The sequence below is a fragment of the Gordonia sp. C13 genome (assembly GCF_023218005.1).
GTDB lineage: Bacteria > Actinomycetota > Actinomycetes > Mycobacteriales > Mycobacteriaceae > Gordonia > Gordonia namibiensis.
Genome location: NZ_JALPSY010000008.1, coordinates 1 through 22,836, shown reverse-complemented (window position 1 = coordinate 22,836; position 22,836 = coordinate 1). Strand labels below are relative to the sequence as shown.

Annotated in this window: 21 protein-coding genes; 12 read left to right on the top strand and 9 right to left on the bottom strand. The window is 64.5% G+C overall.

The window, feature by feature from the left end; translation table 11 throughout:
- Positions 1–2 precede the first annotated feature (2 nt).
- The 4 genes from M1L58_RS08875 to M1L58_RS23480 form a co-directional block, all read right to left on the bottom strand.
- Positions 3–1,310, bottom strand: a complete 1,308-nt coding sequence (locus tag M1L58_RS08875; protein WP_248658611.1) for an aspartate aminotransferase family protein — start codon at positions 1,308–1,310, stop codon at positions 3–5.
- Between the two features lie 160 nt (positions 1,311–1,470).
- Complete coding sequence (locus M1L58_RS08870; protein WP_248658610.1) at positions 1,471–2,832, bottom strand: MFS transporter; 1,362 nt, start codon at positions 2,830–2,832, stop codon at positions 1,471–1,473.
- 216 nt (positions 2,833–3,048) lie between these two features.
- The gene (locus tag M1L58_RS08865; RefSeq protein WP_248658609.1) at positions 3,049–4,038 is read right to left on the bottom strand and encodes a 3-hydroxybutyryl-CoA dehydrogenase; all 990 of its coding nucleotides are present in this window, start codon (positions 4,036–4,038) and stop codon (positions 3,049–3,051) included.
- Positions 4,035–5,162, bottom strand: a complete 1,128-nt coding sequence (locus tag M1L58_RS23480; protein ID WP_248658608.1) for an NAD/NADP-dependent octopine/nopaline dehydrogenase family protein — start codon at positions 5,160–5,162, stop codon at positions 4,035–4,037. The genes M1L58_RS08865 and M1L58_RS23480 overlap by 4 nt, the downstream gene beginning before the upstream one ends.
- A 134-nt stretch (positions 5,163–5,296) precedes the next feature.
- Here M1L58_RS23480 and M1L58_RS08855 point away from each other — a divergent pair, with 134 nt between their 5' ends.
- The gene (locus tag M1L58_RS08855) at positions 5,297–6,283 is read left to right on the top strand and encodes an Lrp/AsnC family transcriptional regulator (protein ID WP_248658607.1); all 987 of its coding nucleotides are present in this window, start codon (positions 5,297–5,299) and stop codon (positions 6,281–6,283) included.
- 1 nt (position 6,284) lies between these two features.
- Positions 6,285–6,440, top strand: a complete 156-nt coding sequence (locus M1L58_RS08850; RefSeq protein ID WP_248658606.1) for a hypothetical protein — start codon at positions 6,285–6,287, stop codon at positions 6,438–6,440.
- A 339-nt stretch (positions 6,441–6,779) separates the two neighbouring features.
- Here the strand turns inward: M1L58_RS08850 and M1L58_RS23475 are convergent, their stop codons facing one another.
- From M1L58_RS23475 to M1L58_RS08830, 4 genes are all read right to left on the bottom strand, one after another.
- A complete protein-coding gene (locus M1L58_RS23475) occupies positions 6,780–7,223 on the bottom strand; it encodes a helix-turn-helix domain-containing protein (RefSeq protein ID WP_374112686.1) in 444 nt (147 codons plus the stop codon).
- A gap of 243 nt (positions 7,224–7,466) precedes the next feature.
- A complete protein-coding gene (locus tag M1L58_RS08840) occupies positions 7,467–8,216 on the bottom strand; it encodes a gamma-glutamyl-gamma-aminobutyrate hydrolase family protein (RefSeq protein WP_248658605.1) in 750 nt (249 codons plus the stop codon).
- Positions 8,217–8,249: 33 nt separating this feature from the next.
- Complete coding sequence (locus M1L58_RS08835) at positions 8,250–9,020, bottom strand: SDR family NAD(P)-dependent oxidoreductase (protein WP_248658604.1); 771 nt, start codon at positions 9,018–9,020, stop codon at positions 8,250–8,252.
- A 107-nt stretch (positions 9,021–9,127) separates the two neighbouring features.
- Positions 9,128–10,615 carry an APC family permease gene (locus M1L58_RS08830; protein ID WP_248658603.1) on the bottom strand — a complete coding sequence of 496 codons (1,488 nt, stop codon included), beginning with the start codon at positions 10,613–10,615 and terminating at the stop codon, positions 9,128–9,130.
- 450 nt (positions 10,616–11,065) lie between these two features.
- Here M1L58_RS08830 and glsA point away from each other — a divergent pair, with 450 nt between their 5' ends.
- The gene (gene glsA / locus M1L58_RS08825; RefSeq protein WP_248658602.1) at positions 11,066–11,935 is read left to right on the top strand and encodes a glutaminase A; all 870 of its coding nucleotides are present in this window, start codon (positions 11,066–11,068) and stop codon (positions 11,933–11,935) included.
- Positions 11,936–11,958: 23 nt separating this feature from the next.
- Here the strand turns inward: glsA and M1L58_RS08820 are convergent, their stop codons facing one another.
- Positions 11,959–12,693 (bottom strand): FadR/GntR family transcriptional regulator, encoded by a 735-nt coding sequence (locus M1L58_RS08820; protein ID WP_248658601.1) that lies wholly within the window; start codon positions 12,691–12,693, stop codon positions 11,959–11,961.
- 224 nt (positions 12,694–12,917) lie between these two features.
- On the opposite strand from M1L58_RS08820, the gene M1L58_RS08815 reads away from it, so the two are divergent.
- From M1L58_RS08815 to M1L58_RS08775, 9 genes are all read left to right on the top strand, one after another.
- Positions 12,918–13,649, top strand: a complete 732-nt coding sequence (locus M1L58_RS08815; RefSeq protein ID WP_248658600.1) for an SDR family NAD(P)-dependent oxidoreductase — start codon at positions 12,918–12,920, stop codon at positions 13,647–13,649.
- Positions 13,643–14,926: a DUF1116 domain-containing protein gene (locus M1L58_RS08810; RefSeq protein ID WP_248658599.1), complete on the top strand. Its 1,284-nt coding sequence runs from the start codon at positions 13,643–13,645 to the stop codon at positions 14,924–14,926. Before M1L58_RS08815 ends, M1L58_RS08810 begins: the two co-directional genes overlap by 7 nt.
- Complete coding sequence (locus M1L58_RS08805) at positions 14,923–15,693, top strand: SDR family NAD(P)-dependent oxidoreductase (protein WP_248658598.1); 771 nt, start codon at positions 14,923–14,925, stop codon at positions 15,691–15,693. Before M1L58_RS08810 ends, M1L58_RS08805 begins: the two co-directional genes overlap by 4 nt.
- Positions 15,690–16,739, top strand: a complete 1,050-nt coding sequence (locus tag M1L58_RS08800) for a hypothetical protein (RefSeq protein WP_248658597.1) — start codon at positions 15,690–15,692, stop codon at positions 16,737–16,739. Before M1L58_RS08805 ends, M1L58_RS08800 begins: the two co-directional genes overlap by 4 nt.
- Before the next feature lie 14 nt (positions 16,740–16,753).
- On the top strand, positions 16,754–18,025 hold the full coding sequence (locus tag M1L58_RS08795; protein ID WP_248658596.1) for a glutamine synthetase family protein: 1,272 nt from the start codon (positions 16,754–16,756) through the stop codon (positions 18,023–18,025).
- Positions 18,022–19,407: a glutamine synthetase family protein gene (locus M1L58_RS08790; RefSeq protein WP_248658595.1), complete on the top strand. Its 1,386-nt coding sequence runs from the start codon at positions 18,022–18,024 to the stop codon at positions 19,405–19,407. The genes M1L58_RS08795 and M1L58_RS08790 overlap by 4 nt, the downstream gene beginning before the upstream one ends.
- A gap of 38 nt (positions 19,408–19,445) precedes the next feature.
- Positions 19,446–20,381, top strand: a complete 936-nt coding sequence (locus M1L58_RS08785; protein WP_248658594.1) for an alpha/beta hydrolase — start codon at positions 19,446–19,448, stop codon at positions 20,379–20,381.
- Positions 20,378–21,109 (top strand): SDR family NAD(P)-dependent oxidoreductase, encoded by a 732-nt coding sequence (locus M1L58_RS08780; RefSeq protein ID WP_248658593.1) that lies wholly within the window; start codon positions 20,378–20,380, stop codon positions 21,107–21,109. Before M1L58_RS08785 ends, M1L58_RS08780 begins: the two co-directional genes overlap by 4 nt.
- A 113-nt stretch (positions 21,110–21,222) precedes the next feature.
- The gene (locus M1L58_RS08775; protein WP_248658592.1) at positions 21,223–22,686 is read left to right on the top strand and encodes a flavin-containing monooxygenase; all 1,464 of its coding nucleotides are present in this window, start codon (positions 21,223–21,225) and stop codon (positions 22,684–22,686) included.
- The last annotated feature ends 150 nt before the right edge of the window (positions 22,687–22,836 follow it).

Here is a 22,836-nt window from a genome sequence, read left to right as displayed (position 1 = left end):
GCCTAACCTAGTGCGGCGTGCAGCGCCGCGCCGAACCGCGCGACACCGAGATCGATCTCGTCGGCCGTCACGACCAGCGCCGGGATGAGTCGTACGACGTTGGCCGACGGCCCGCAGGTGAGCGTCAGCAGCCCCTGTGCAGTGGTGGCCTGCTGCACCGCGACAGCGGCAGGGGCGTCGGGCACCCTGTTGCCGGCGGCATCGGTGGAGACGAATTCGATGCCCGCCATCAGGCCGAGGCCCCGGACGTCGCCGATGCCCGGGAACGGCGCGCACACCTCACGCAGGCCGGCGAGCAGCTGCTCCCCGCGCACGCGGGCGTTCTCCACGAGTCCCTCGGCCTCGATGACCTCGAGGGTCGCGATCGCGGCCGCCGCGGCCACGGCGTTGCCGCCGTACGTCCCGCCCTGCGAGCCCGGCCAGGCCTTGCTCATCAGCTCGGTCGACGCGGCGATGGCGGAGATCGGGAACCCCGACGCCAGACCTTTCGCGGTGACGATGATGTCGGGGGTCAAGCCGTCGGCGTGCTGGTGACCCCAGAACTTGCCGGTGCGACCGAAGCCGGCCTGCACCTCGTCGAGGATGAGCAGGATGCCGTGCCGGTCGGCGCGCTCGCGCAGTCCTTGGAGGAACCGGGGCGGCGTCGGCAGGTAACCGCCGTCGCCGAGGACCGGCTCGATGAGGAACGCCGCGGTGTCGTTGGGTGCGACGCGTGATTGCAGGAGGTAGTCGAGCTCGCGCAGCGCGAAGTCGACGGCGGTCTCGGTGTCCCAGCCGTACCGGAAGGCGTAGGGGAACGGCGCCATGTGGACGCCGCTCATCAGCGGGGAGAAACCGGCCGAGAAGCGTGTGCCCGCGGTGGTGAGGCTGGCGGCCGCGACCGTGCGGCCGTGGAATCCGCCCTGGAAGACGATGATGTTCGGCTTGGCGGTGGCCATCCGGGCGAGACGGACGGCGGCTTCGACGGCCTCCGAACCCGAGTTCGCGTAGAAGACGGAGTCCAGCCCGGCTGGGAGGACCGCACCTAGCCGATCGGTCAGCTCGAGCAGCGGCGGATGCATCACCGTTGTGTACTGGGCGTGGATCACCTTGGCGCACTGGGCTTGTGCGGCTGCGACCACATGCGGGTGGCAGTGTCCGGTACTGGTGACGCCGATGCCGGTGGTGAAGTCGAGGTAGTCGCGACCGTCGGTGCCGTGAATCCAGGACCCCAGCGCATGGTCGACGACGACGGGCGTCGCCTGCTTGAGCGCTGGGCTGAGCGAGGCCGTCTGGTGGGTGCGGGTGGAGGAGTCGACGCCGGCAGTCATGGGTACACCGTGACGGCAGATCGTACGATTGTCAACAATTCGACATCACCGCTGGTCGACGGGTGCGACCGCCGCGGCGGGGATACCCCCGTGGACACCATGGTGATGACAGCATCCTGTCGTTGACGACAGGATGCTGTCAGGGGTCGAACAAGCTGCGTCAACTGTGAAGACGCTCCCCGAGTGACGGCCGACCGGCGACGGCCGGTGCCGTTTCCCGGATGATCATCAGGCAGCAGAGGCTGATCGCCATCAGTACCGCGGCGTAGATCCCGACGGGAATCACACTGCCGGTGGCGCTGACGATTCGGTTCGCGATCATCGGGGCGAGCCCGCCGCCCAGCACCGCGCCGACCTGGAAGCCGATGCCGATTCCGCTGTAGCGCTGCGTGATCGGGAACAGCTCAGCGAAGGTCGTGAGCATCGGGCCGTAGACGAAGCCGGTCAGCGCGAACCCGATCGAGATGACCGTGACGCAGGCGGCCAGGGACCCGGATGCGGTGACCCAGAACAAGATCGGTGCGAACAGCAGGGAGGTGATCATCCCGAACCCGATCACGGGTTTGCGGCCGAGTCGGTCGGACAGGTAGCTCCCGAGTACGACGGTGGCCGCATGGCATGCGAGTGCGAGCGTGCTTCCGAAGACCACCGGCGAACGATCGAACCCTCGTCCCGGATCGGTCTCGGTCAAGAAGGAGAGCATGAACGTGAACAACAGGAAGGCGTAACAGTTCTGGCCGACGTTGATCCCTGCGGCCAGGGCGACACGGCGCCAGTTCTGCCGGAGGACGGCGAAGGCCGGCGGCGAACTCTCCTCGGCCCGCTTGGACTCGACGAAGTCCGGCGTCTCGCTCACCCTCGACCGCGTCCACACCCCGATGGCCAGCACGATGCCGCCGATGAGGAACGGGATGCGCCAGCCCCAGGCCAAGACCTGCTCCATTGGCATCAGCAGTACGAGTGCGAACGACAGGTTGGCCAGGATGCCGCCGACCGGCGAACCGAGGGTGACGAAGGAACCGTACAGACCACGCCGGTGCGTCGGGGCATGCTCGGCGGCGAGCAGGGCGGCGCCGCCGATCTCACCGCCGCGCGAAACGCCGTGCACCATGCGGAGGAAGATCAGGATGATCGGGGCCACGATCCCGATCGCCTGGTAATCGGGCAGGACACCCATCGCCAGGGTCGACCCGCCCATGAGCAGGAACGCCGCCGTCAGCGACTTGCGTCTACCGAACTTGTCCCCGAAGTGCCCGAAGATCAGGGCCCCGATCGGCGCCATCACGAAACCGACCGCGAAGGTCGCGAATCCGAGGAAGGTGCCGAACCAGGGATCGTCGACGTTGAAGTAGACCCTGTTGAACACCAGCGCCGTCGCGGTGCCGTAGATCGCGAAGTCGTAGAACTCCATGATCGTACCGACGCCGGACGCGACGGCGACGCGAGTGGTTCGCTCCCGCCTGGGCGCGGCGGCGCTCGATGCCGACGGGTCGGGCGGTGCAGAACTGTCGAGAGTTACCACGGATCACTCCTCATCGGTGGGCGAACGGGCCGGCGGGCCTGCGTTCGTTGGCTGTACTCGTGGATGGATCGATTGTGTCGAACCCGCGCCAGGCGGGGAATCGGGAAAAGCTTTACCGCGTCGATCTTTTGGGTCATTCGAATCGGACGCAGCAGGGCGTGCCGCACCGCGCCGCCGGGCGATTCCGGTGGCGGGGTGTGGTCGTCGCCCGATACCTCAGTCGACCGTGCTGAACTCCTCGTGGCGGGCGAGGCGCCCGACTGCGTCGAGCACCCGCGCGAAGTCGGCGATCCGCTGTGCCCGGTAGTCGGCGACGGTCGCCGGGTCGAACTCGTAAAAGCCCGCGCCGTCGGTCATCCCACGACGACCGGAGGTCATGTTCGTCTCGACCAGAGGCGCGGGTGCGAACCTCTCCCCGAGCTCGCGGCTGAGGTAGTTCGACGCGTGGAAGAGGGTGTCGCAACCGCCCCAGTCGATGAACTCGAGCAGACCGAGAACCGCGAAGCGCGAACCGAATCCGATGCGGACCGCGGTGTCGATGTCCTCGACACTGGCCACGCCCTCGGCCACCATGCGGGCGGCCTCGTTCATGACCAGTGCCTGGAGCCGGGGCACGATGTACCCGGGCGACGGGGCGCACACCACGGGTACCTTGCCGACTGCGAGCAGCAGGTCGCGGGTGGCGTCGACGGCCACCGGACTCGTCGCCGTGCCGGACGCCACTTCGACGAGGGGCATGAGATCAGCGGGGTTGAGCCAGTGCGCGTTGAGGAAGCGCTCCGGCGCCGACAATGCACCGGCGAGTTCGTCGACGAGGAAGCTCGACGTCGTCGACGCGATGGGGACGGTGCCGCCGACCATGGCCTCGATCCACGCGAGCGCGTCGCGCTTGACCTCTGCGACCTCGGGCACGGCTTCGAAGACGAGTTCCGCCCCGGCCATCGGCGCGAGGGCGTCGACCTCGCCGACGACCGTCACCAGTTCTGCGACGTTCTCGAGGTCCTCGACCGCCAGCAGATCGAGTGCGACCTTGTGCTCCAGTGCCTGCCGAACCGACGCGCGGACCCCGTCGCGATAGGCGGCGGTGTGGGCGCCGCGGTCGCGGAGGTCGACGAGCGTCACGGAGACGTTTCCGAAGGCCAGTGCCGCGGCGATGCCCTGGCCCATCCGGCCGGCGCCGACGACGGCGACGTGGCGGCCCGTCACCGTGCCGATCCGTCGTGGAGCAGTGCGCGCATGCCGGACGAGTCGAGTTCGGCCAGTCCCAGGTTCTCCAGGGTCCGCCCGCCGGTCGCGGCCGGGCGGCCGGTGACCGCACCGGCGAGGGCGAGCAGACCGTCGGCCACCGGAGACGGCACCGACGCCCACCGTGCCACGGAGCTCAGCAGCGCCAGCCCGATCTCGACGTCCTCGGTCATGTAGCGGTGGGTGTGCAGATCGATGTTCTCCCGCCAGTCGCCGCTGTCGGTGAGCTTCTCGTGGGCGGCGTTGCCGTACATCCACTCGTCACCGTCGGCGGTGTAGTGGTCGGCGAGCGGGAAGTGCGGCGCGCCGTAACCGAGCGCCTCCCGGACCGCGATGCGCTCGGCGTCGAGCGCAGTGGTGACGCGACGGACGGAGTCCTGAGTACCCTCGTTGTGGATGTCCCAGGACGGAAAGTGTTCCAGCGGACCGGCATTCATCAGGATGAGCGGCGGATGGATGATCGGGCCGGCGTTCATCAGGGCACCGCTGAGCGCATCCTCGACGCGCTCGACGGCGGGGTAGACCTCCCCGAGGACCGCCAGCGCCCGATCGGTGTGGCGCGCCGGGAAGACGCCGGTGGGCAGACGCGTGGCGTATCCGCTGACCACGACGCGGGTGTCGCCGTGCTTGCGAGCGAGGTAGGGCAGCGTCCCGGTCTCGGCGAACGCGACGTCGGCGGGGTTGCCCGCGGCCCGCACCGCCCGCGCGAACACGATGGACCCGAAGCTGCCCGGCGGCAGGTAGACGACCTGACCGTCGCGCAGGTGTGGGGCGAGCTGCCGGGCCAGCGACTCGTGGGCGAAGGCAGGAACCGGCGCGACGATGACCTCGGCATTGGACACCGCCTCGGCGAGGTCGGCGACGATCGAGATGCCACCGCCCGAACCGCTTTCGACATGATCGGCACCGTCGACGCCGACCTGCCTACGTCCGCGGTGATCATCGATGTCGAGGGTCCCGCGCTCGACCAGGGACGAGAACGCTGCGCCATCCCGCCGCCACCAGGTGACATGGTGGTCCTTCTCGTTGAGCTCCGCCGCGGCTGCGTAAGAGCCGTGACCTCCGCCGATGATGCAGACCTTCACGAATCGTCCTCCTCGATCTCGGGCCGCCGGGGCGGCCGCTGGGGTGTTGGAAGGAAACGTAAGAGCGCGTCCGGGGACTGTCCCGGTGTCTGCCGATACCGAAAAAATCTCCCCGCATGATGCAGGATTGTTGCGTGCCGGACGACCTCGATTATCAGATCGTTCACGCTCTGCAAGTAGCCCCGAGGGCGCCGTGGGGCGTGGTCGGCGACGTCGTGGGCGTGAGCGCGGCGACCGCGGCCCGCCGCTGGGAACGGCTCGTCGACCGCGGGCTCGCCTGGATCGTGACCTACCCCGGGGCCGCGTACCTCAACACCCGCTGCAGCGCCTTCGTCGAAGTTCAGGCGTCGTCGCGACGCGAGGCGCTTGTCGAGTGTCTGTCCCGGGACCGGCACGTGGCGACGATCCAGCGCACCGCGGGCGACAGCGACCTACTGCTGACCGTGATGGTTCCCGACCTCGGCTTCCTCGGCGACTGGGTGCAGCGCCTCGCCGAGACAGAGGGCGTCGCCCGGACCCGGACGAGGGTGGTGATGCGGGTCTTCGGCGAGAGCGAACGCTGGCGCGTGCACACGCTCTCCGACGCCGACGAGTCGGTGCTCGCCGAGCACCGTCCCGAGCGTCGTCCGCTGGCGCACGAACCCGACGACATGGATCTGCGGCTCATCGCCGCCCTGGCCGAGGACGGCCGACGTTCCGCGGTCGATCTGGCGGCCGTGAGCGGACTGAGTGCGCCGACCGTCCGGCGCCGGCTGACCGCGCTCGTCGCCGAACGCGTCCTGTCCATCAGATGCGAGGTGGCCCATGTGATCAGCGGATGGCCTGTCACCGCGAACGTGTGGGCACGGGCATCGTCGAGATCGATCTCGACGCTCGTCGACGCGCTAGACGAACTGCCCCAGGTCCGTGTCTGCTGCGAGGTCACCGGCACCGCGAACATCCTGATGGGCGTCTGGTTGCACACCGTCGGCGAACTCTCCGATTTCGAGCAGCAGCTCGAGAGTCGGGTGCCGGGGCTCGTCGTCGCCGACCGCTCGGTCACGCTCGAGACCCCGAAGCGACTGGGCTCGTTGCTCGACCGGTCGGGCTGCCGCGCCGGCTCGGTTCCGGTGGTACTGTGAGATGACCACGTCGACCTCGCTGCCGCTCGCCCTGCTGATCACCACGGCCCGTGATCTGAACCACGTCGCGGTGGCCGTGGCCGGGAATCTCATGCGGCTCATGGAGGCCGGATACGCGCAGCGGCGGGCGGACCATGATTGTGACCAGCCGATTTGATGAGGGCGGCACATCGCCGACGACAGCTGCTTTGTCACCGACCGCCAGTCATACAGATGCCAGCGTCGGGTGAGTGTCCTTCACGCCTTGAGCGTCCAGGATTGTTGAATGCTCCCGAGGTGTCGATTGTGGGGCGATAGGCGAGGAGCGCGAGACCCAACCCAGTATGGAGGGCACTCGCGCCGCGACCCCCACCGCTATGAACACCGCACTCCGGGATCGATGGTCCACGTCGAGGTCAAAGAGCTCGGCCGCATCCCCCACCGGCGGCGGGTGGCGCCTGCACGGCCGTGACGCCGCGATCTCAGTTGCCAACCGACACAAGAAGACTAAGATCGGCTATGACAACGTGCACACCGCGATCGACGACCGCACTCGGTTGGCGTGCAGCGAAGTAGTGTCCGAGGCGAAAGACCTCACGAGTGCAGGATTCTTGCACCGAGCGTTGAGGTGGTTCACCGGCCACGGCGTGCGGGTCCGACGGCTACTGAGGCCTGCACGGGAGCTCCTGCCAGGGTCAGGGGGAGATACACGCGGCCGTGTCGTCGGATGGGTTTCGGATGGATGCGCGGATCCCCCGTGGGGGGCGCCGACGACCTCATCGAGCGTGACTCGGTAGGTCTGGGTCAACGGGATCAACAGATCCAAAGTGGGCCGGCGGTGACAGGATTTGAGTTGTGAGAGCGTGCTGGTCGAGAGGCCCGTCGCGTCCGCGACGTCGGACAGCTTCATCTGCCGGCGTTTACGCAGGTCCCGCAGATGTGGTCCGACCGCTCCGCGCATGCTGTCGACGACAGCTCCGGGCGGATCGCTGTTCTGTTCAGATTGCATCTTTCGCAAGTCCAGTTGCCATCTTCGGTTTCCGGGGCGCAATGTGGTCCGCATCCCCACATTGACCGAAGAGGCCAGCCCCATGAGTTCGTTCGTGCAGACCGAGACGACGAGAACCGCCGTGACCCCGTGGGCCGCCCTGGCGGCGATCACCGGTAGGTCGGCGGTCAGTGACGACGAAGTGTGGAGGGGCTCTCACATGGTGCCGCTGGCTGCAGTCCGTCTCGGGATGATCGCTGCGGCGCAGTCGCTTGCGAATCCCGAGAGAACATTCAGTGAGTGGGTGTCGTTGGGCCAGAAGATCTCGGGGTGCCATTGAATGCCGACCAGCGATCCGTCTTGGTTCTCGAAGCCCTCGACTATACCGTCCTGACTTCGCGCGGTGGCGCGCAGTCTGGGTGCCAGCGTACGAATTCCTTGGTGGTGCTGACTGTTGACAGTGATTGCAGTTGTCGACGTCCAGCGCGCCACCGCGCTGTCGGGGTCGAGAGCGACTGGATGAGCAGCCTGAAGAAGCGCATGTTCGCCGAGTCGGTGAGACACGTTCGTCGGATGATCTCGGTCCAGGTCTTGCCAGATCGTGCCGCCCATCGTCGCGTTGACCAGGTGGAGACCGCGGCAGATCGCAAGTACGGGCCGGCCGACTCGCTGGGCGCTGGCCAGCATGTTGATTTCGTTGGCGTCTCGGACGTCATTGACCCCCCACAGTGTCGGATCATCGACGAGTCCTCCGTACAGGTGCGGGCTGATGTCTCCGCCACCGGAGATGATCAGGCCGTCGACGTTGGCTATCAGGGTTTCTGTGTCGATGAGGTGTGATCCTGTGTCAATTGCCATCGGGGTTGCACCAGCTTCTACAATGCCGCGGAACATCTGTCGCCAGTGCACCAGAACGTGAAGTTCTTCGAGATTGTAGGTGACGGCGATGACCGGCCGTTCATTCATGTAGGTACTGACCTTTCTGTCGGTGGGAGGGAGTCAGAACGCATCTGCGTGTTCGGGTAGCGTTTGCCCGCCGTCGACGGTGAGGGTCTGCCCAGTGATGAAGCTGGCTTCCTCACTGGCCAAAAATAGTGCGGCAGCGCCAATATCGCCGATTTCCCCTAGTCGTCCGCAGGGGATTGTCTCGATCATGCGGGCGATTGCGGCCTCGCCGAGTCCGGACAGTCCCTCTGTTCGGATACTCCCGGGCAGTATTGCGTTGATGGTTATCGATGACCGGGCGAATTCCAGTGCTGCTGACCTCATGAATCCGAGCTGCGCGGCTTTGCTGGCGCCATAATGACTCAAGCCTGCGTACCCCGTCGTCGGTCCGGTGATGGATGATGTGAGGACGATGCGGCCGTGCCCGCTCGCGGACAACAAAGGGGTGCATGCCTGGGTGCTGAAGATCGTACCGAAGGTGTTGATGGCGAAGATGCGTGCCACGTCATCGGGTCTGATCTGGTCGAGCAGCTTCTCGGGATACACCCCGGCGTTGGCGCACAAGACATCCAGGCCGCCGAAGAGGCTCTCCACCTGGTCGGCCATCTTTCGGCAGGAATCCGGTTCAGCCACGTCGGTTTCGATGATCTCGCATGTCGCGCCGGTTTGTTCTGACAGGCTGCGCTGCGCTCGGATGAGAGCGTCGCGGCCCCGGCCGGTGATGGCAACCCGTGCCCCGGCCCGAGCAAAAGCAGCGGCAATCCCGACGCCGATCCCGCGGCTGGCGCCGGTGACGAGAACCTTCTTATTCGACCAGTCGGTCATGACATGTGTTCCTTTCGACCCGAGCGGGCGATGTTTCGGGTGCGGATCGTGGTCGCGGAAGACCGACCACATCGTGACCGGCCTCCCGCAGCGCTGTGTTGTGTCTACTACTGGCCGGTCACCGGACCGGCTGTGCCGGAGCGGTGACCGGGGTTCGGGTCATCGTCGAGGACATGGCTGTCCCGGGCGGGGAGGTCATCGAAAATGGTGCACCCGATGCGCTCATATACGTCTGGGTGCGCCCGCCGCAGATACAGAGCAGTCAGCAAGGAGCCGACCAGCAAGACGATCACGATGAATGGTATGGCTTTGAAGAGCAGCGTGTCCGAGGCGCCACCGGCGGCGGCACGCATGTTCGACGCCATGAGGTAGATGACGAACACCATCCCCAGCGCTCCGATGATCGGACATATCAGGGTTCTCAGCCAGTTCTTCGTCTCCGGGTGCTCGCCGCGCACGTGGAAGTAGACGATCGTCGACACCGAGCACATGACCTGCACGATCAGCAGACACAGGGTCGCCATGATGCCGACGAGTACGAACAGCACACCGTAGGGGTCCGACCCGGATATGGCGCACGCGACGATGATGGCGGCAGCGAACAACGTCTGGGTGATCGAAGCGATCCAGGGTGACCCGTGGACAGGGTGTACTGCACCGAGCTTGTGCGGGAGTAGTCGATCGCGACCGAATGCGAAGAGGTAGCGGGCGGCCGAGTTGTGAATGGCCAGCGCACAGGCGAACGACCCCCCGATCGCCAGCCACTGATACGCATCCACACTCCATTCGCCCAAGAAGGCGGCGCTGGGAGCGTAGATGAGGGAGAACGGGTCGTCGCTCGCTGCGCGTTCGACTGCCAGGTCGCCGCCATTGCCGACGATCACGCCCCACGAGATGAATGTGTAGAACACGCCGATACCGACCACTGCGATCAAGGTGGCGCGTGGAACGATCCGCTTCGGGTCTTTCGACTCTTCGCCGTAGATCGCGGTGGATTCGAACCCGACCCAGGACCAGAATGCCATCAGGAGTCCGAGTCCGACGACTCCGCCTGCGACCCCGTTTGTCTGTAGCGCGGTCGCCGGGTTTAGGGAGGTGAGCGATAGTCCCGCGGGGGCGTTCATCAGCGACACCAGCGATGTTGCGCTCAGCAGCGCGATTTCGCAGATCAGGACGACCCCGAGGACTTTCGCCGCCAGGGAGATGTCCTTGTGTGACAGTACGGCGATGACGGCAAGACACGCGATGCCGTACACCAGCCAGGGCAGGTCCAGCCCGAACTGCGCCTCGACAGCCTGTTGTGCGAACGCCGAGAAGATCCCGACGAGGCCGGCTTCCATCGTCATGTAGGTGAACATGGACAGGATTCCGGCCGGGAGGCCGGCGATCCGCGACCACCCCCTCGACACGAACGTGTAGAACGCGCCCGCGGCGGTGATGTGCTTGGCGAGAGCGATGAAGCCGACGCTGAAGATGGTCAGAACCACCGTCGCGATGATGAACCCGGCGGGTGCACCGATCCCGTTGCCGAATCCGACGGCCACCGGCAGGTTTCCGGTCATCGCGGTGATGGGGGCGGAGAACGCCACGACCATAAACACCACACCCGCTAGACCCAAGGCACCCCGTTTGAGTTGGGGCCGATGGGCCGAGGGGGGGTCGGCCGTGGGCGATCCTGGAGAGGGTCTGGTCGAGTCGAGAGCCATCGCTCCCACCTTTCTTGACACCGGGGCCGCCGGAAGGTGGCGAGCCGCGGTCTAAAGGACTAAAAACAAGACCAGTAGACCACATGAACGAGACGTGGACCACACTTCCAGGGCTGCCAAGTAGGGTTGTGATCTGAGTCGAGTACATAACCGCAGGTAGAAAAGGTCTATTGACTGGCTATTTAAGCCAATTTAACATCGGCGATACACATGTCCGGCACTCGCCGGGTCGCCCTACCTCGTACCCTGAATGGAGTCGTCGCGATGTCGCGTTCAACCGTTCAACCCGTGCAACCTGCTCACACAGAGGAGGCACTCAGGTCCTGTCTCGAAGAGGCGATGACCGTGGGCGCCGGCGCCGCCGAGCACGGGCGCGTGACGGCCCAGATCCCAGCGCTGGCGCAAGTGCCGGCGAGTTGTTTCGGGATCGCGGTGGCGACGGTGGAGGGACAGATCGTCCACGCCGGCGACAGCACGACCGAGTTCTCCATCCAGAGCCTGTCGAAACTGTTTGCCTTGACTGCCCTTCTCCAGCAAGACCCTTCGGCGTGGTCTCATGTCGGTTGGCATCCCACGAATGCACACTTCAACTCGGTCGCCGAACTCGAGCGGTCGGGCGGCCGACCGGCGAACCCGTTCGTCAATGCGGGGGCGTTGGTGGTCACCGATCGCCTGCTGGAACGTACAGGCGACGCGGTTGCGGCCACCGTCGATCTGATCCGGCGTGAGTCCGGCGGACGGCGGGTGAGCGTCGACGAGGATGTGGCCGTCTCCGAGATGATTGCCGATCATCGGAACTCGGCGTTGGCGCACGTTCTCGCCGAGCACGGGCGTTTGTCCTGCGGGATTGAACGATTGCTCGCCCAGTACTGCCACCAGTGCGCAATCACGGCCGATGTGCAGACGGTCGCCAGGGCCGCGCTGTTCCTCGCGGACAGAAGGCGGCTCCCCTCCGGCCTGGCTCCGGCCACAGTTCGGCGCATCAACGCGGTTCTACTCACCTCAGGGATGTACGGCGCCGCGGGGGACATTGCTTACCGAGTCGGGCTTCCGGCGAAAAGCGGTATCGGCGGGGGCGTCCTTGCAGTGATGCCCGGACGGGGAACGGTATGCGTGTGGAGCCCGCCGCTGGACGCAGACGGGAACTCGGCCGGCGGCGTAGCAGCCATCGAGAGGTTCGCCGAACTCACCGAGTGGTCGGTGTTCTGAGACCCGGATGACGGGTCATGCGCTCAGCGTCGTAGCCAAGACTCAATGGTCTTGCGAGTGCCCTCGATGTGCTCCTGCATCTTCGCGGCGGCCAGCGGGCCGTCTCGATCGTCGATGGCGTCGACGATGACCTCGTGGAAGTCGTTCGCGTTGGCCTCTAGTCGTCCAAACACCGCCCCTACCGGTAGCCACATCTTCCGGCGCGCGTCTGCGACCGCATCCAAGAGGAGCTCGTTCTGGCTTGCCTTCGCGATGTTCATGTGGAACGCATTGTCCAGGGTCTGGAACTCCACCACGTTATGCGCGGTCTGGTCTGACATCGCAACCTGCAGGGCGTGATCCATCGCAGTCAGGAGTTTGCGCAAGTCCGAGACGTCACCGGCGCGCCGACGTTCCGCAGCCAACCGTGTGGCCTCGACTTCCACGGCCATTCGGTACTCGAAGGCATCACGGATCGCCTTTCTGTTCTTGCGCATCTCCTGGCGGGTTTCGGAGGGGTCGTACTTGGGTGCTTGGACGGTGAATCCTCCGCCGCGTCCGCGACGCACCTTGATCAATCCCTCGCGTTCGAGGACATACAGTGCTGAGCGGACGGTGGTCCGCGACACCTGCAATAGCTCTGTCAACTCCCGCTCAGTAGGCAGGTTGTCGCCCGGACGGAACTGGCCGAGCTCGAGCGAGCGCCGGATCTGGTCGAGCACCAATTCGTGAGCCGGAATCTGGCGCACCGGAACCAACGATGCCTTGCTGGCAGCCATCGGGCACTCCCTTCGTTTGGACCTAGCATATCGCATGGAAAGTACGCAACGTGCGCTTTGTCCGACCAATGGAACTTAACTTGCTGTCGGTGAGCGCGTGCGTGAAAAAAGTCCCTCGGGTCTGCGTCGGACGAAATATGGTCTGAAAACTTGACCAATAGCCCTTTAGCCGTGACACTGGTCTTACTCGCACAGAGATACTTTCGGAGTTACAAGGAGCTTTCGTGGGCAACAAAGTCATCGTGACCGGCGGCGCCGGGGTCATCGGTCAAGCGATTTGTCACCGCTTGCACGAATCGGGTTACACGCCCGTTGCCGCAGACCTTCGACCGGCTGTCGATGCTCTTGAACCGCAGACGATCACGCGGGACGGGATCGTCGCGGTCGAGATGAACGTCGCTGAGCGCAGCAGTGTGGACGCGGCCATCCAATCCGTGCTCGACGAGGGTGAGACCTTGGCTGGACTCGTCAATTGTGCTGGTGTACTCCGTGATTCATTTCTGGGAGAGATTGACGAAGCCAAGCTGGAACTGATGTTTCAGGTGAACATCGCGGGCATGGCGCGGGTAACGGACGCGGTGGCGCCGTTGCTCGATGAGGGAACCGCAATCGTCAATGTAGGAAGTCTCACCGGCCACTTCGGCCGCTTCCGCGGTGCCTCGGTGTACGGCGCGACGAAGGCGGGCATCGCAGCCTACACACGTTACATTGCCGAGGAACTGGCGGACCGCGGAATCCGAGTCAACAATGTCGCTCCGGGGGTCATCCGCGCCCCTATGAGTGATTCGATGGCTCGCGTATCCGGTGGGGAAGAGAAGAGCGCGAGTTACGCAATGCTCAAGCGCATCGGCGAACCTTCCGAGGTGGCCGAGGCCGTCGAGTTCCTGCTGTCGCCGCGTGCCTCCTTCATCACCGCCCAGACACTGCTCGTCGACGGCGGTGTCGTCGCGTGGTGAATGCAGCGGGCACCCGGGCCGGGACGGTGGACTCCACCTTCATCGACGCGGCCAACGAGAAGGCGTTCGCTCGGCTTGACGCGGCTGATCCGTGGGTCGTCGACGTCGCCCCGGCGGGCGACGTGCTCCCCGGTTACCGCGCGAACCTCGTGCTGACCTCCGGCGCCCCGATGGAGTGGGCGGAATACGTCGGCGGTCAGCGCGAAGCACTCATCGGTGGAGCATTGTTCGAGGGTCTGGCGGCGACGCGCGAGGAGGCTATTGCCGGATTCGACAGCGGCGAGATCGAGATCGGCGCCTGTCATGACTACGCGGCAGTGGGCTCGCTGGCCGGGATCTACACGGCATCGATGCCGGTGTTCGTCGTCGAGAATCGAGCGCACGGCAACATCGGGTTCTGCAACTTCTACGAAGGTAAAGAACCGCGCCGACTGAACTACGGTTGCTACGACGAGGGCGTGCACCAACGGCTACTCCACGTCAACACAGTCCTGGCTCCGGTGGTCGGAGAAGCGATCCGGCGCACTGAGGGTGTCGCCCTCAAACCCCTCATTGCGCGCGCGCTTCGGATGGGCGATGAAGTCCACAGTCGTAACGCGGCGGCGTCGATTCTGTTCAACCGTGAGATCCTGCCCGCCATCCTCGACATGGTTCGCGATGATGTACCGGGTGTACAGGAGTCAATGCTACATCTCGCCGAGAACGACTACTTCTTCCTCCGGTTGTCGATGGCGGCCGCGAAGGCCTCGGCCGACGCGATGATCGTCGAAGGTTCGACTCTCGTCTCAGCGATGGCGTTCAGCTGTCGAGGGTTCGCCATCAAACTCGCCGGCCTGGGTGACCAGTGGTTCGAGGGGCCTCCCCCGATCCACCAGGGCAAGTTGTTCAAAGGTCACACCGAGGACGAGATCACCTGGATGGGCGGCGAGAGTCCGATCACCGAAACCGTTGGACTCGGTGGCTTCGCGCAGGCGTGTGCACTATCGCTCCAGGACTACCAAGGTGGTTCTCCGGACGTCATGATCGAGCGCAACCGGGAGATGTACGAAATCACTCACGGTGAGAACGGCACGTACCGAATCCCCTTGTTCTCGTTCCAGGGCACGCCGACCGGGGTCGATGCGCGCAAGGTCCTGGACAAGGGCATCCTCCCGGTCATGGACGTGGGTCTGGCAGGGCGCGACGGCGGACAGATCGGCGCGGGCGTCATTCGCGCACCGCGTGAGTGTTTCGAACAAGCCATGAACGCCTACGCGGAGAGGTACGAATCACGATGAGCCAGTCGAGCGCACACATCGCCCTGTCGTTCTCCGGACGAGGAGCGATCGTCACCGGTGCCGCATCGGGAATCGGGGCGGCCGTCGCGCGGCTCCTCGTATCGGCGGGTGTGCGGACGCTCGCACTGGATCTGCGGAAGCCCGAGTCCATCGACGGGCCCCATGCCGATCTGCATGTTCCGGCTGCGGTCGATGTCCGTGATCGAGAGGTGCTGCAGTCGGTCATCGACAGCCACGCTGGCGACGGTTTCAGCTACATAGTCAACTGCGCGGGGATTCTCGAGACCACCGGTTTCGTCGGAGTCGACCAGACAGCGTGGAGCCGCGCGCTCGACGTGAATCTCGTCGGCGCGTACAACGTCATCGACGCGGGCACTCCCCACCTCGAGCGGGCGACCGTGGGCGCGATCGTCAACATCAGTTCCATCGAGTCACACCGGGTGGTGGCACTCACCGACCCAGATCCGACACCGCAGTACGCGGCCGGCAAAGCCGGACTGTCGATGCTCACCCGCACTGCGGCGCGAGCCCTTGCGCAGCGTGGGATCCGGGTCAATTCCGTGGCGCCCGGTTTCATCGCCACACCGATGGCTGCCGCTCACGGCGACACCACCCGGCTGCCGGAGAGTCTGCATGCGCGGGTTCCGGCCGGTCGGTTCGGCCATCCGGACGAGATCGCCAACGCAGTGGCCTTCCTCTTGAGTGACCAGGCCGACTACATCACCGGCGGCGAACTCCTGGTCGACGGCGGATTCGAACTCACATGAGCCCGTCTCCGAACTCCACGGTCGTCGCCCACAGCGACTTTCTCGGTCGCCATGCGCGGGTCGGCTCCTGGCAGGAACTCTCTGAAGGCACCTTTCGCACAGCTCGGAAGAGGCTGGCAGCCGGTGACGGTGATGCCGCCGCCGACTTGCTCGAGGTGTCGTTGCAGGAGGCCGACGAGCTCCGCGACATCTACGAGCGTTGGCCGGGCGAGATCGCGGAATGGATTGTGGGCCGTGGTGTGGACATTGCGGCAGTGGAGGTGAAGCTTGATCGCCTGGCGGCGCTCATCGGAAACAAAGCGATGGGCGGCATCCAGGCCGAATGGCCGGAGTATCACGAGGCGACGATGCACGCAGTCAGGCGGTGCAGGGTGGGCGATGAGGATGCAGCCGATCTGATCGACCTGGCGCATCAGATCTGGCTGGGTATCCACGATCGTGCCGTGGATCGAGTGGCCGGCCACATCGACATCGCAGTCACACTCTGTGGGGAGGACGTTCTCGGCGACCTATGGGACTTCCTCATGGCGGACTGGTACGACCTGCACGAGAAGCGTTTCGCCTTGTCCAATCAGCCCTGGGAGGTCTCCGCCCATCAGCTGATGGTCGCCATCGTCGACGGCTTTCACGCGCACCTGGTCGGCGGTGAACGGCAGGGTGACATCGAAGTGATCGAAGAGTCGGACCGGATCGGATTCCGGTTCGCGCCCTGCGGATCCGGCGGACGGATGCTCGATGCGGAGGTGACCGGTGGCGCACCGCGGTCCGCGGCTCCGTTCGACTTCGCGACGACCTCGCGCCGACATGACTGGGCGTGGAATGAGATCGGTGTGTGCTCGTACTGCGTTCACTGCTGCCTGCTGAACGTCGTGATGCCCATCGATCGACTCGGTTTTCCCACCCGGGTCATCGAACCTCCGCTGTGGAGCGGGAGGTCTGCTTCTACCGCGTGTACCTGGTGGGTCTACCGCGATCCGTCACTCATCCCGGAGAGCGTTTACCACAAAGTCGGGCGTACACCGCAGAAACCAGGAGGACGGACATGACGAAGTTACGGCCGATGACTCAGATCGAAGTTCCCGACTATGATCTCGGGCTGCGCGGGAAGTTGGTCCGCTCCGATAAGACGGTGGCGGAGCTGGCCTTCTGCACCATCGCATATGGCATGTCGCTGGTCGACGACGTGGCCGACACTACGTTCAGCAACGCAGGGAACGGGTACCCCGACGGCGTCGTGGTCGCCGACGAGTCGACCCGCGTGGCGATCCCGTGGAGGGACGGCACTGATGCCGTGATCACCGACTTCGTCGGGCCCGACTCGCAACCTTTCGGACCGTCGGCGCGAGGCGTCTTGCTCGGCCTGATCGACGAATACCGCACGCTCGGACTCGAGCCCGTGCTCGGTTACGAGTACGAGGTTTGGATCTTCCGCGAAACCCCCGGCGCGGAGTTTCACGGGACGACGGGGCTGACGCCGCTCGGGCGGACACAGAACGCGTACAGCCTCACTCGCTCGGTTGAGGTCGACGCTCTGGCATCCGAATACATCGACCGGATGACTCAGGTCGGGATCGAGATCGAGGCGTTCCACTCCGAACTCGGACCAGGGTTCTTCGAATATGCGCTGGCGCCCGCGCCGGCGAAAGAAGCCGCGGACGGTGCAGCACGGTCACGCCAGTACCTGCGCGACCTGTGCGCCAAGCACGGCCTGCGCGCCAGCTTCATGGCGAAGCCGTTCGGCGAGTTCTCCGGAGCCGGTGGACATGTGCACTCCAGCCTGGTCCGGGACGGTAGCAACGTCATGGTCGACGAACCGAACATGCTGTCCGACACCGGATCGCAATATCTCGCGGGCCTCCTCGCCACGATGAACGATTTCACTGTGCTGTTCAACCCGTACGTGAACTCCTTCAAGCGCGCGGATCCCGCCATGTATGTCGGCAACCGCTCGTTCTGGGGTCGCGACGACCGCAACGCCACCTGCCGAGCCCTTCTGGGCGGTCGGAAGTCCGCTCGGATCGAGCATCGCCGGCCGGGTGCTGACGCCAACCCTTACGTCGTCGCTGCGGCGCTGCTGGCCGGCGGCCTGGTCGGTCTCCACGACAAACTGGATCTTCCCGAATCGGGTTCGGAGGGGCGGCCGGCGCTGCCCGACGATCTCGGGAGCGCGATCAAGGCGTTCGAGACAAGTGACTTCGCGGCCAAGATACTGGGCAAGCCCTTCGTCGAGTCGTACGCAGCGACCCGCAGTGCCGAATTGCGGCGCTACGAGACGTGGTTGCGGAATTTCATCACACCGTTCGAGCTTTCACGACACCTGGAGCATCAATGAGTAACGCGGCGCTTCTCTCCCTCGAGGACTTCGACGCCTTGGTCGAGGACGGCACAATCGACACAGTCATCTGTGCCGCCCCCGACCCGTACGGGCGTACCGTCGGTAAACGCCTGACGGTGAACGCCTTCCGGTCACTGGGGATCGACGGCGACGGCATCAACGCCAGTAGCTTCATCTTCGCGGTCGACCTCGAGATGAATCCACTCAACCTGCCGGTGTCGAACGCGACCAACGGATGGGCCGACATCCGGCTCGTGCCGGACCTTGCAACACTGCGCCACGTGCCGTGGGAACCGAACTGCGCGATGGTGATCTGCGATGCCTACGAAAGCGACAATGACGAACTCCTTTCCGTGGCGCCCCGGACGATCCTCAAGCGTCAGATAGCGCGGGCGGACGAGGTCGGCTTGGCGTTTCAGTTCGCCTCAGAGCTCGAGTTCTTCCTGTCGCAGACGTCTCCACGTGAGGCGTGGGATCTCGGCTACCAGAACCTCAAGATGACCACGGACTATCGATCCGACTACCAGATGATTCAGTCTGCAAGAGACGACTGGTTCATCCGTCAGATCCGCAACCTGATGCCCGACTTCGGAATCCCCATCGAATCGTCCAAACCCGAGTGGGGTTTGGGGCAGCAAGAGGTCACGCTGGACTACTGCTCGACGCTGGAGATGGCGGATCGACACGTACTCTTCAAGTACGGTGTCAAACAGCTTGCGCACCAATCCGATCTCACCGTGACCTTCATGGCCAAGCCGGACATCGACGAGGTCGGTTCGTCGTGCCACCTGCACGTGAGCATGTGGAGTGCAGACGCCGCTCAGTCGCCCCTCTGCTGGTCGGACATGACGCCTGGTGGGATGTCGACGAAGTTCGGCTCCTTCGTCGCCGGACAACTCGAGCACGCTGCCGACATCTCGTTGATGTTCGCACCGACCATCAACTCGTACAAACGCTTTCAGCCGGATCAATTCGCCGGATCGGCAATCGCGCTGGGTGCCGACAATCGTTCCTGCGCCTTCCGTCTGGTCGGGCACGGGCCGTCCTTCCGCGTGGAAAACCGCATCCCTGGTGCCGACGTGAACCCGTACTACGCCTATGCCGCCACGATCGCGGCGGGACTCGACGGAATTCAACGGGAACTGCCGACCCCAGCGGTTTTCACCGGCAATGCCTGGGATCAGGCACACGAGATCGAGACCGTGCCGACGTCCTTGCACGCGGCTCTCGATCGATTCGCAGAATGCAAGATGCTGCGGGCCGCCTTTGGCGACGAACAGTTCGAGCACATTCTCGCGTCCTCGCAGAACGAGCTCGTCGCCTACGACTCAGGGGCGGTCACCGACTGGGAGAAGAAGCGCTACTACGAACGCGTCTGACTCCTCACTCTCCCGAAGCTGATTACGAAAGGACAAGCATGCCACTGAACCCGATCGCGCAGAGAATGATCGACGACTCGAAGGCCTCCGGCCGTCCGAATGCGCACCTGTTGCCTGTGGCAACCGCCCGCGCGAATTTCGAGGACACCTTCGGGGCGCTGGACAAGCCCGAGATCCACTCGACGCGTGAAGTCACCATCCCGACTCAGGACGGGGAGTCGATCCGGGGCCGTCTCTACCTGCCCTCCGGCGCGGAAGGACTACCGCTCACCGTGTATTACCACGGGGGCGGGTGGTTGCTGGGAAGCATCGATTCGCACGATGTGACGACCAGGCTGCTGGCCACCGCGTCAGGGTCCGCGGTCCTCTCTGTGGACTACCGCCGCGGCCCGGACTATCGATTCCCGACGGCGGTCAACGACGCGATCGACGCCCTGGAGTGGGCACGGACCAAAGGAAACCTGCCGGTCGACGTGACGCGGGTGGCGGTGGCCGGAGACAGTGCGGGTGGCAATCTCGCCGCCGCGGTCGCCATCGATGTTCGCGATCAGGCGCTGCCTGCGCTCGCACACCAATTGTTGGTCTACCCGGTGACGACCTGCGATCTGAGCAAAGGGTTCGACCCCGAGTACGACGGCATCATGCTCGAGCGCGACGAACTCCAATGGCACCAGGACAACTACCTGCCAGGTGCAGATTGGGCGAGCGACCATCGGGTCGCGGTTCTCGACGCCAAACACGAGGGGCTGGTCGGAGCAACCGTGGTCCTGGCCGAGTGTGACCCGATTCGTCCCCAGGGCGAGCTGTACGCACAGGCTCTTCGCGATGCCGGTGTGCCGGTCGAGGTCTTCCAGAGCGAGGGCCTCATCCACGGGTTCTTCGGTCTCAACCAAGTGTTCCCGTCCGCATCGGAAGCCATGGAGTTCGCCGGCGACCGCCTGCGCACGGCCTTCTCCGGCGTGGCCGGCGAATGACACGGACTGCGCTCGTCACCGGCGCCGGCGGCGGCATCGGGCTGGCGACTGCGCGACGACTGATCGACGATGGTTGTAACGTCGTCGCGACCGACGTCAAGCCGAATCGACCCGCCGAGCTGCCCGATGAGGCCACGTACATCCCGCTGGACCTGCGTGCCGGCGCCCAAGCAACACTGTTGGCGCCGTTCGCGGATCAGGGTCTCGACTACCTCGTCAATGCCGCCGGCGTCGCGTTCTTCGAACGCGACGGGTCAGCGCTGGAGCCTGACGAGACCGTGTGGGACGTGACCCTCGGCGTGAACCTGCACGCCACTCGCATGCTCATCGCAGCAGCACTCCCATCATTGAGGCGGGCCCGCGGGCGGAGCATTGTGAACGTGGCGAGTATCGCCGGGACGAGGGGAATGGACTCGCCTCTCGACGCCTACCAGGTGAGCAAAGCGGCAGTTGTCTCCCTCTCGAGATCACTTGCACTGCAACTCGGTCCGGAGGGGATACGGTGCAACACGGTGTGTCCCGGGTCGATCCTCACACCGATGATCGAGCACCTGTACCTCGAGAATCCCGCGCGGCGCACCGACATGGAGGCCCGTACTCCCATGCGTCGGCTCGGTTTCCCCGAAGAGATTGCGAATACGATCGCCTTCCTGTTGTCGGATCAGGCGTCGTTCATCACTGCCACCGACATCGTCGTCGATGGCGGTTGGAGTGCTCAAGTCAAGTAGGCGGGTTGTGAACTCGTCTGCTCGCAGTCCTTGACAAACCCGTTAAAGGACTAAACACTAGTCCAATAGGTATCAGCCGGTTGTCGGCGTCTCGATCAGTAGCAGGAGCTTTCATGGCCACACCAGTACGAGTAGCAATCATCGGTACCGGATTCAGCGGGATCTCTGCTGCGGTCGAGCTGCAGCGCAAGGGTATCGAGGATTTTGTGATGTTCGAGCAGGCGCCGGGGCTTGGGGGTACGTGGTTTTACAATCGTTATCCCGGTGCCGAGGTTGATCTCGAGTCACATGTGTACTCGTTTTCCTATGAGCGGTATGACTGGACGCGGACGCATGCTGATTGGCGTGAGTTGCTGGGGTATCTGAATCATGTCGCGGCGAAACATGGTCTGTTGGAGCACATGAAGTTCAACGAGACGGTGGAGGACATCACGTGGTCAGATGAGACGCGCCAGTACACTGTCACGTCCAGTTCGGGTGAGGACCACGGGGTGTTCACTGCGGTGATCAGTGCTGTGGGGTTCCTCAATATTCCGCTGGTGCCGCCGTTCGCGCGGGGTGAGACCGAATTCGAGGGGGCCATGTGTCACACCTCGCGTTGGATCGAGGGTCTTTCGCTGGAGGGCAAGAAGGTCGGGGTCGTCGGCACGGGGTCCTCGGCGGTGCAGATCGTCACCGAGGCCGAGAAGGTCGCGTCTGAGGTGAAGATCTTCCAGCTGGAACCGAACTGGCTTCTTCCGAAGAACAGCAGGGATTTCTCCGATGTCGAGCGTCGGCTCAATCGATTTGCGCCGGTCTACTGGTACCGGCGGCTGCGTCTGTACTTCGACTACGACAAGCGTCAGTACTTTTCCAGCCATGCACGATCGACTGGGCGGACCAATCGGCGTAAGCATGCCGAGGCGCAGGAGTTCATGCGGCGTGAACTGGGTGATCATCCAGAACTTCTGAAACTCGCGACGCCGACGTTTCCGTTCGAAGGCCGCCGAACCGTTGTCAGTGATACCTATTATCGTGCGCTGACAAGCCCGCATGTGACGCTTGTGCCCCACGGGGTCAAAGGACTCACCAAGTCAGGTGCGATCGATGCCAACGGTGACGAACACGACCTGGATGTGATCGTCCTGGCAACCGGTTTTGATGCGGCGAACTATCTGGGCAACTTCCGCGTTCATGGAGAACATGGCGTCGACCTGCACGAGCAGTGGGCCGGTGAGCCGGAGGCGTTGCTCGGTCTGATGGTGCCCAACTTCCCGAACTTCTTCATCATGTACGGACCGAACACGAACTCGATCCCGCTGGTGTCGTTCTACCAGGCGCAGGCCAAGTTCGCCGCCGCGCTCATCGGGCGGCTCCGCGGGAAGACCGGTAGTCGTGTCCGAGTGCGTAACTCGGTGTTCGTCGCATACAACGACTGGGTTCAGGATCAACTCGCCAAGACCGTCTGGGCCGGAACCACCAACTACTTCCGCGCCCATTCCGGACGGGGCAAAATCGTATCCCAATGGCCACTCGGCGCGACGCCATACATCCTGGCCACCAAACTCTTCCGACGCATCGGCACCCGCATCGACTGAACCCGCACGACTCACCATGTCGTGCCATCAACGACCACCCACCTCGAAGTGGTCGCCTCAAACCCCAACGATCAGGAGACCCGAACTGTGGACGGATTGATCGAGCCGATCGGTGCGGATAGCCAGGCACCCGTACGGGCGTTCCCGCCC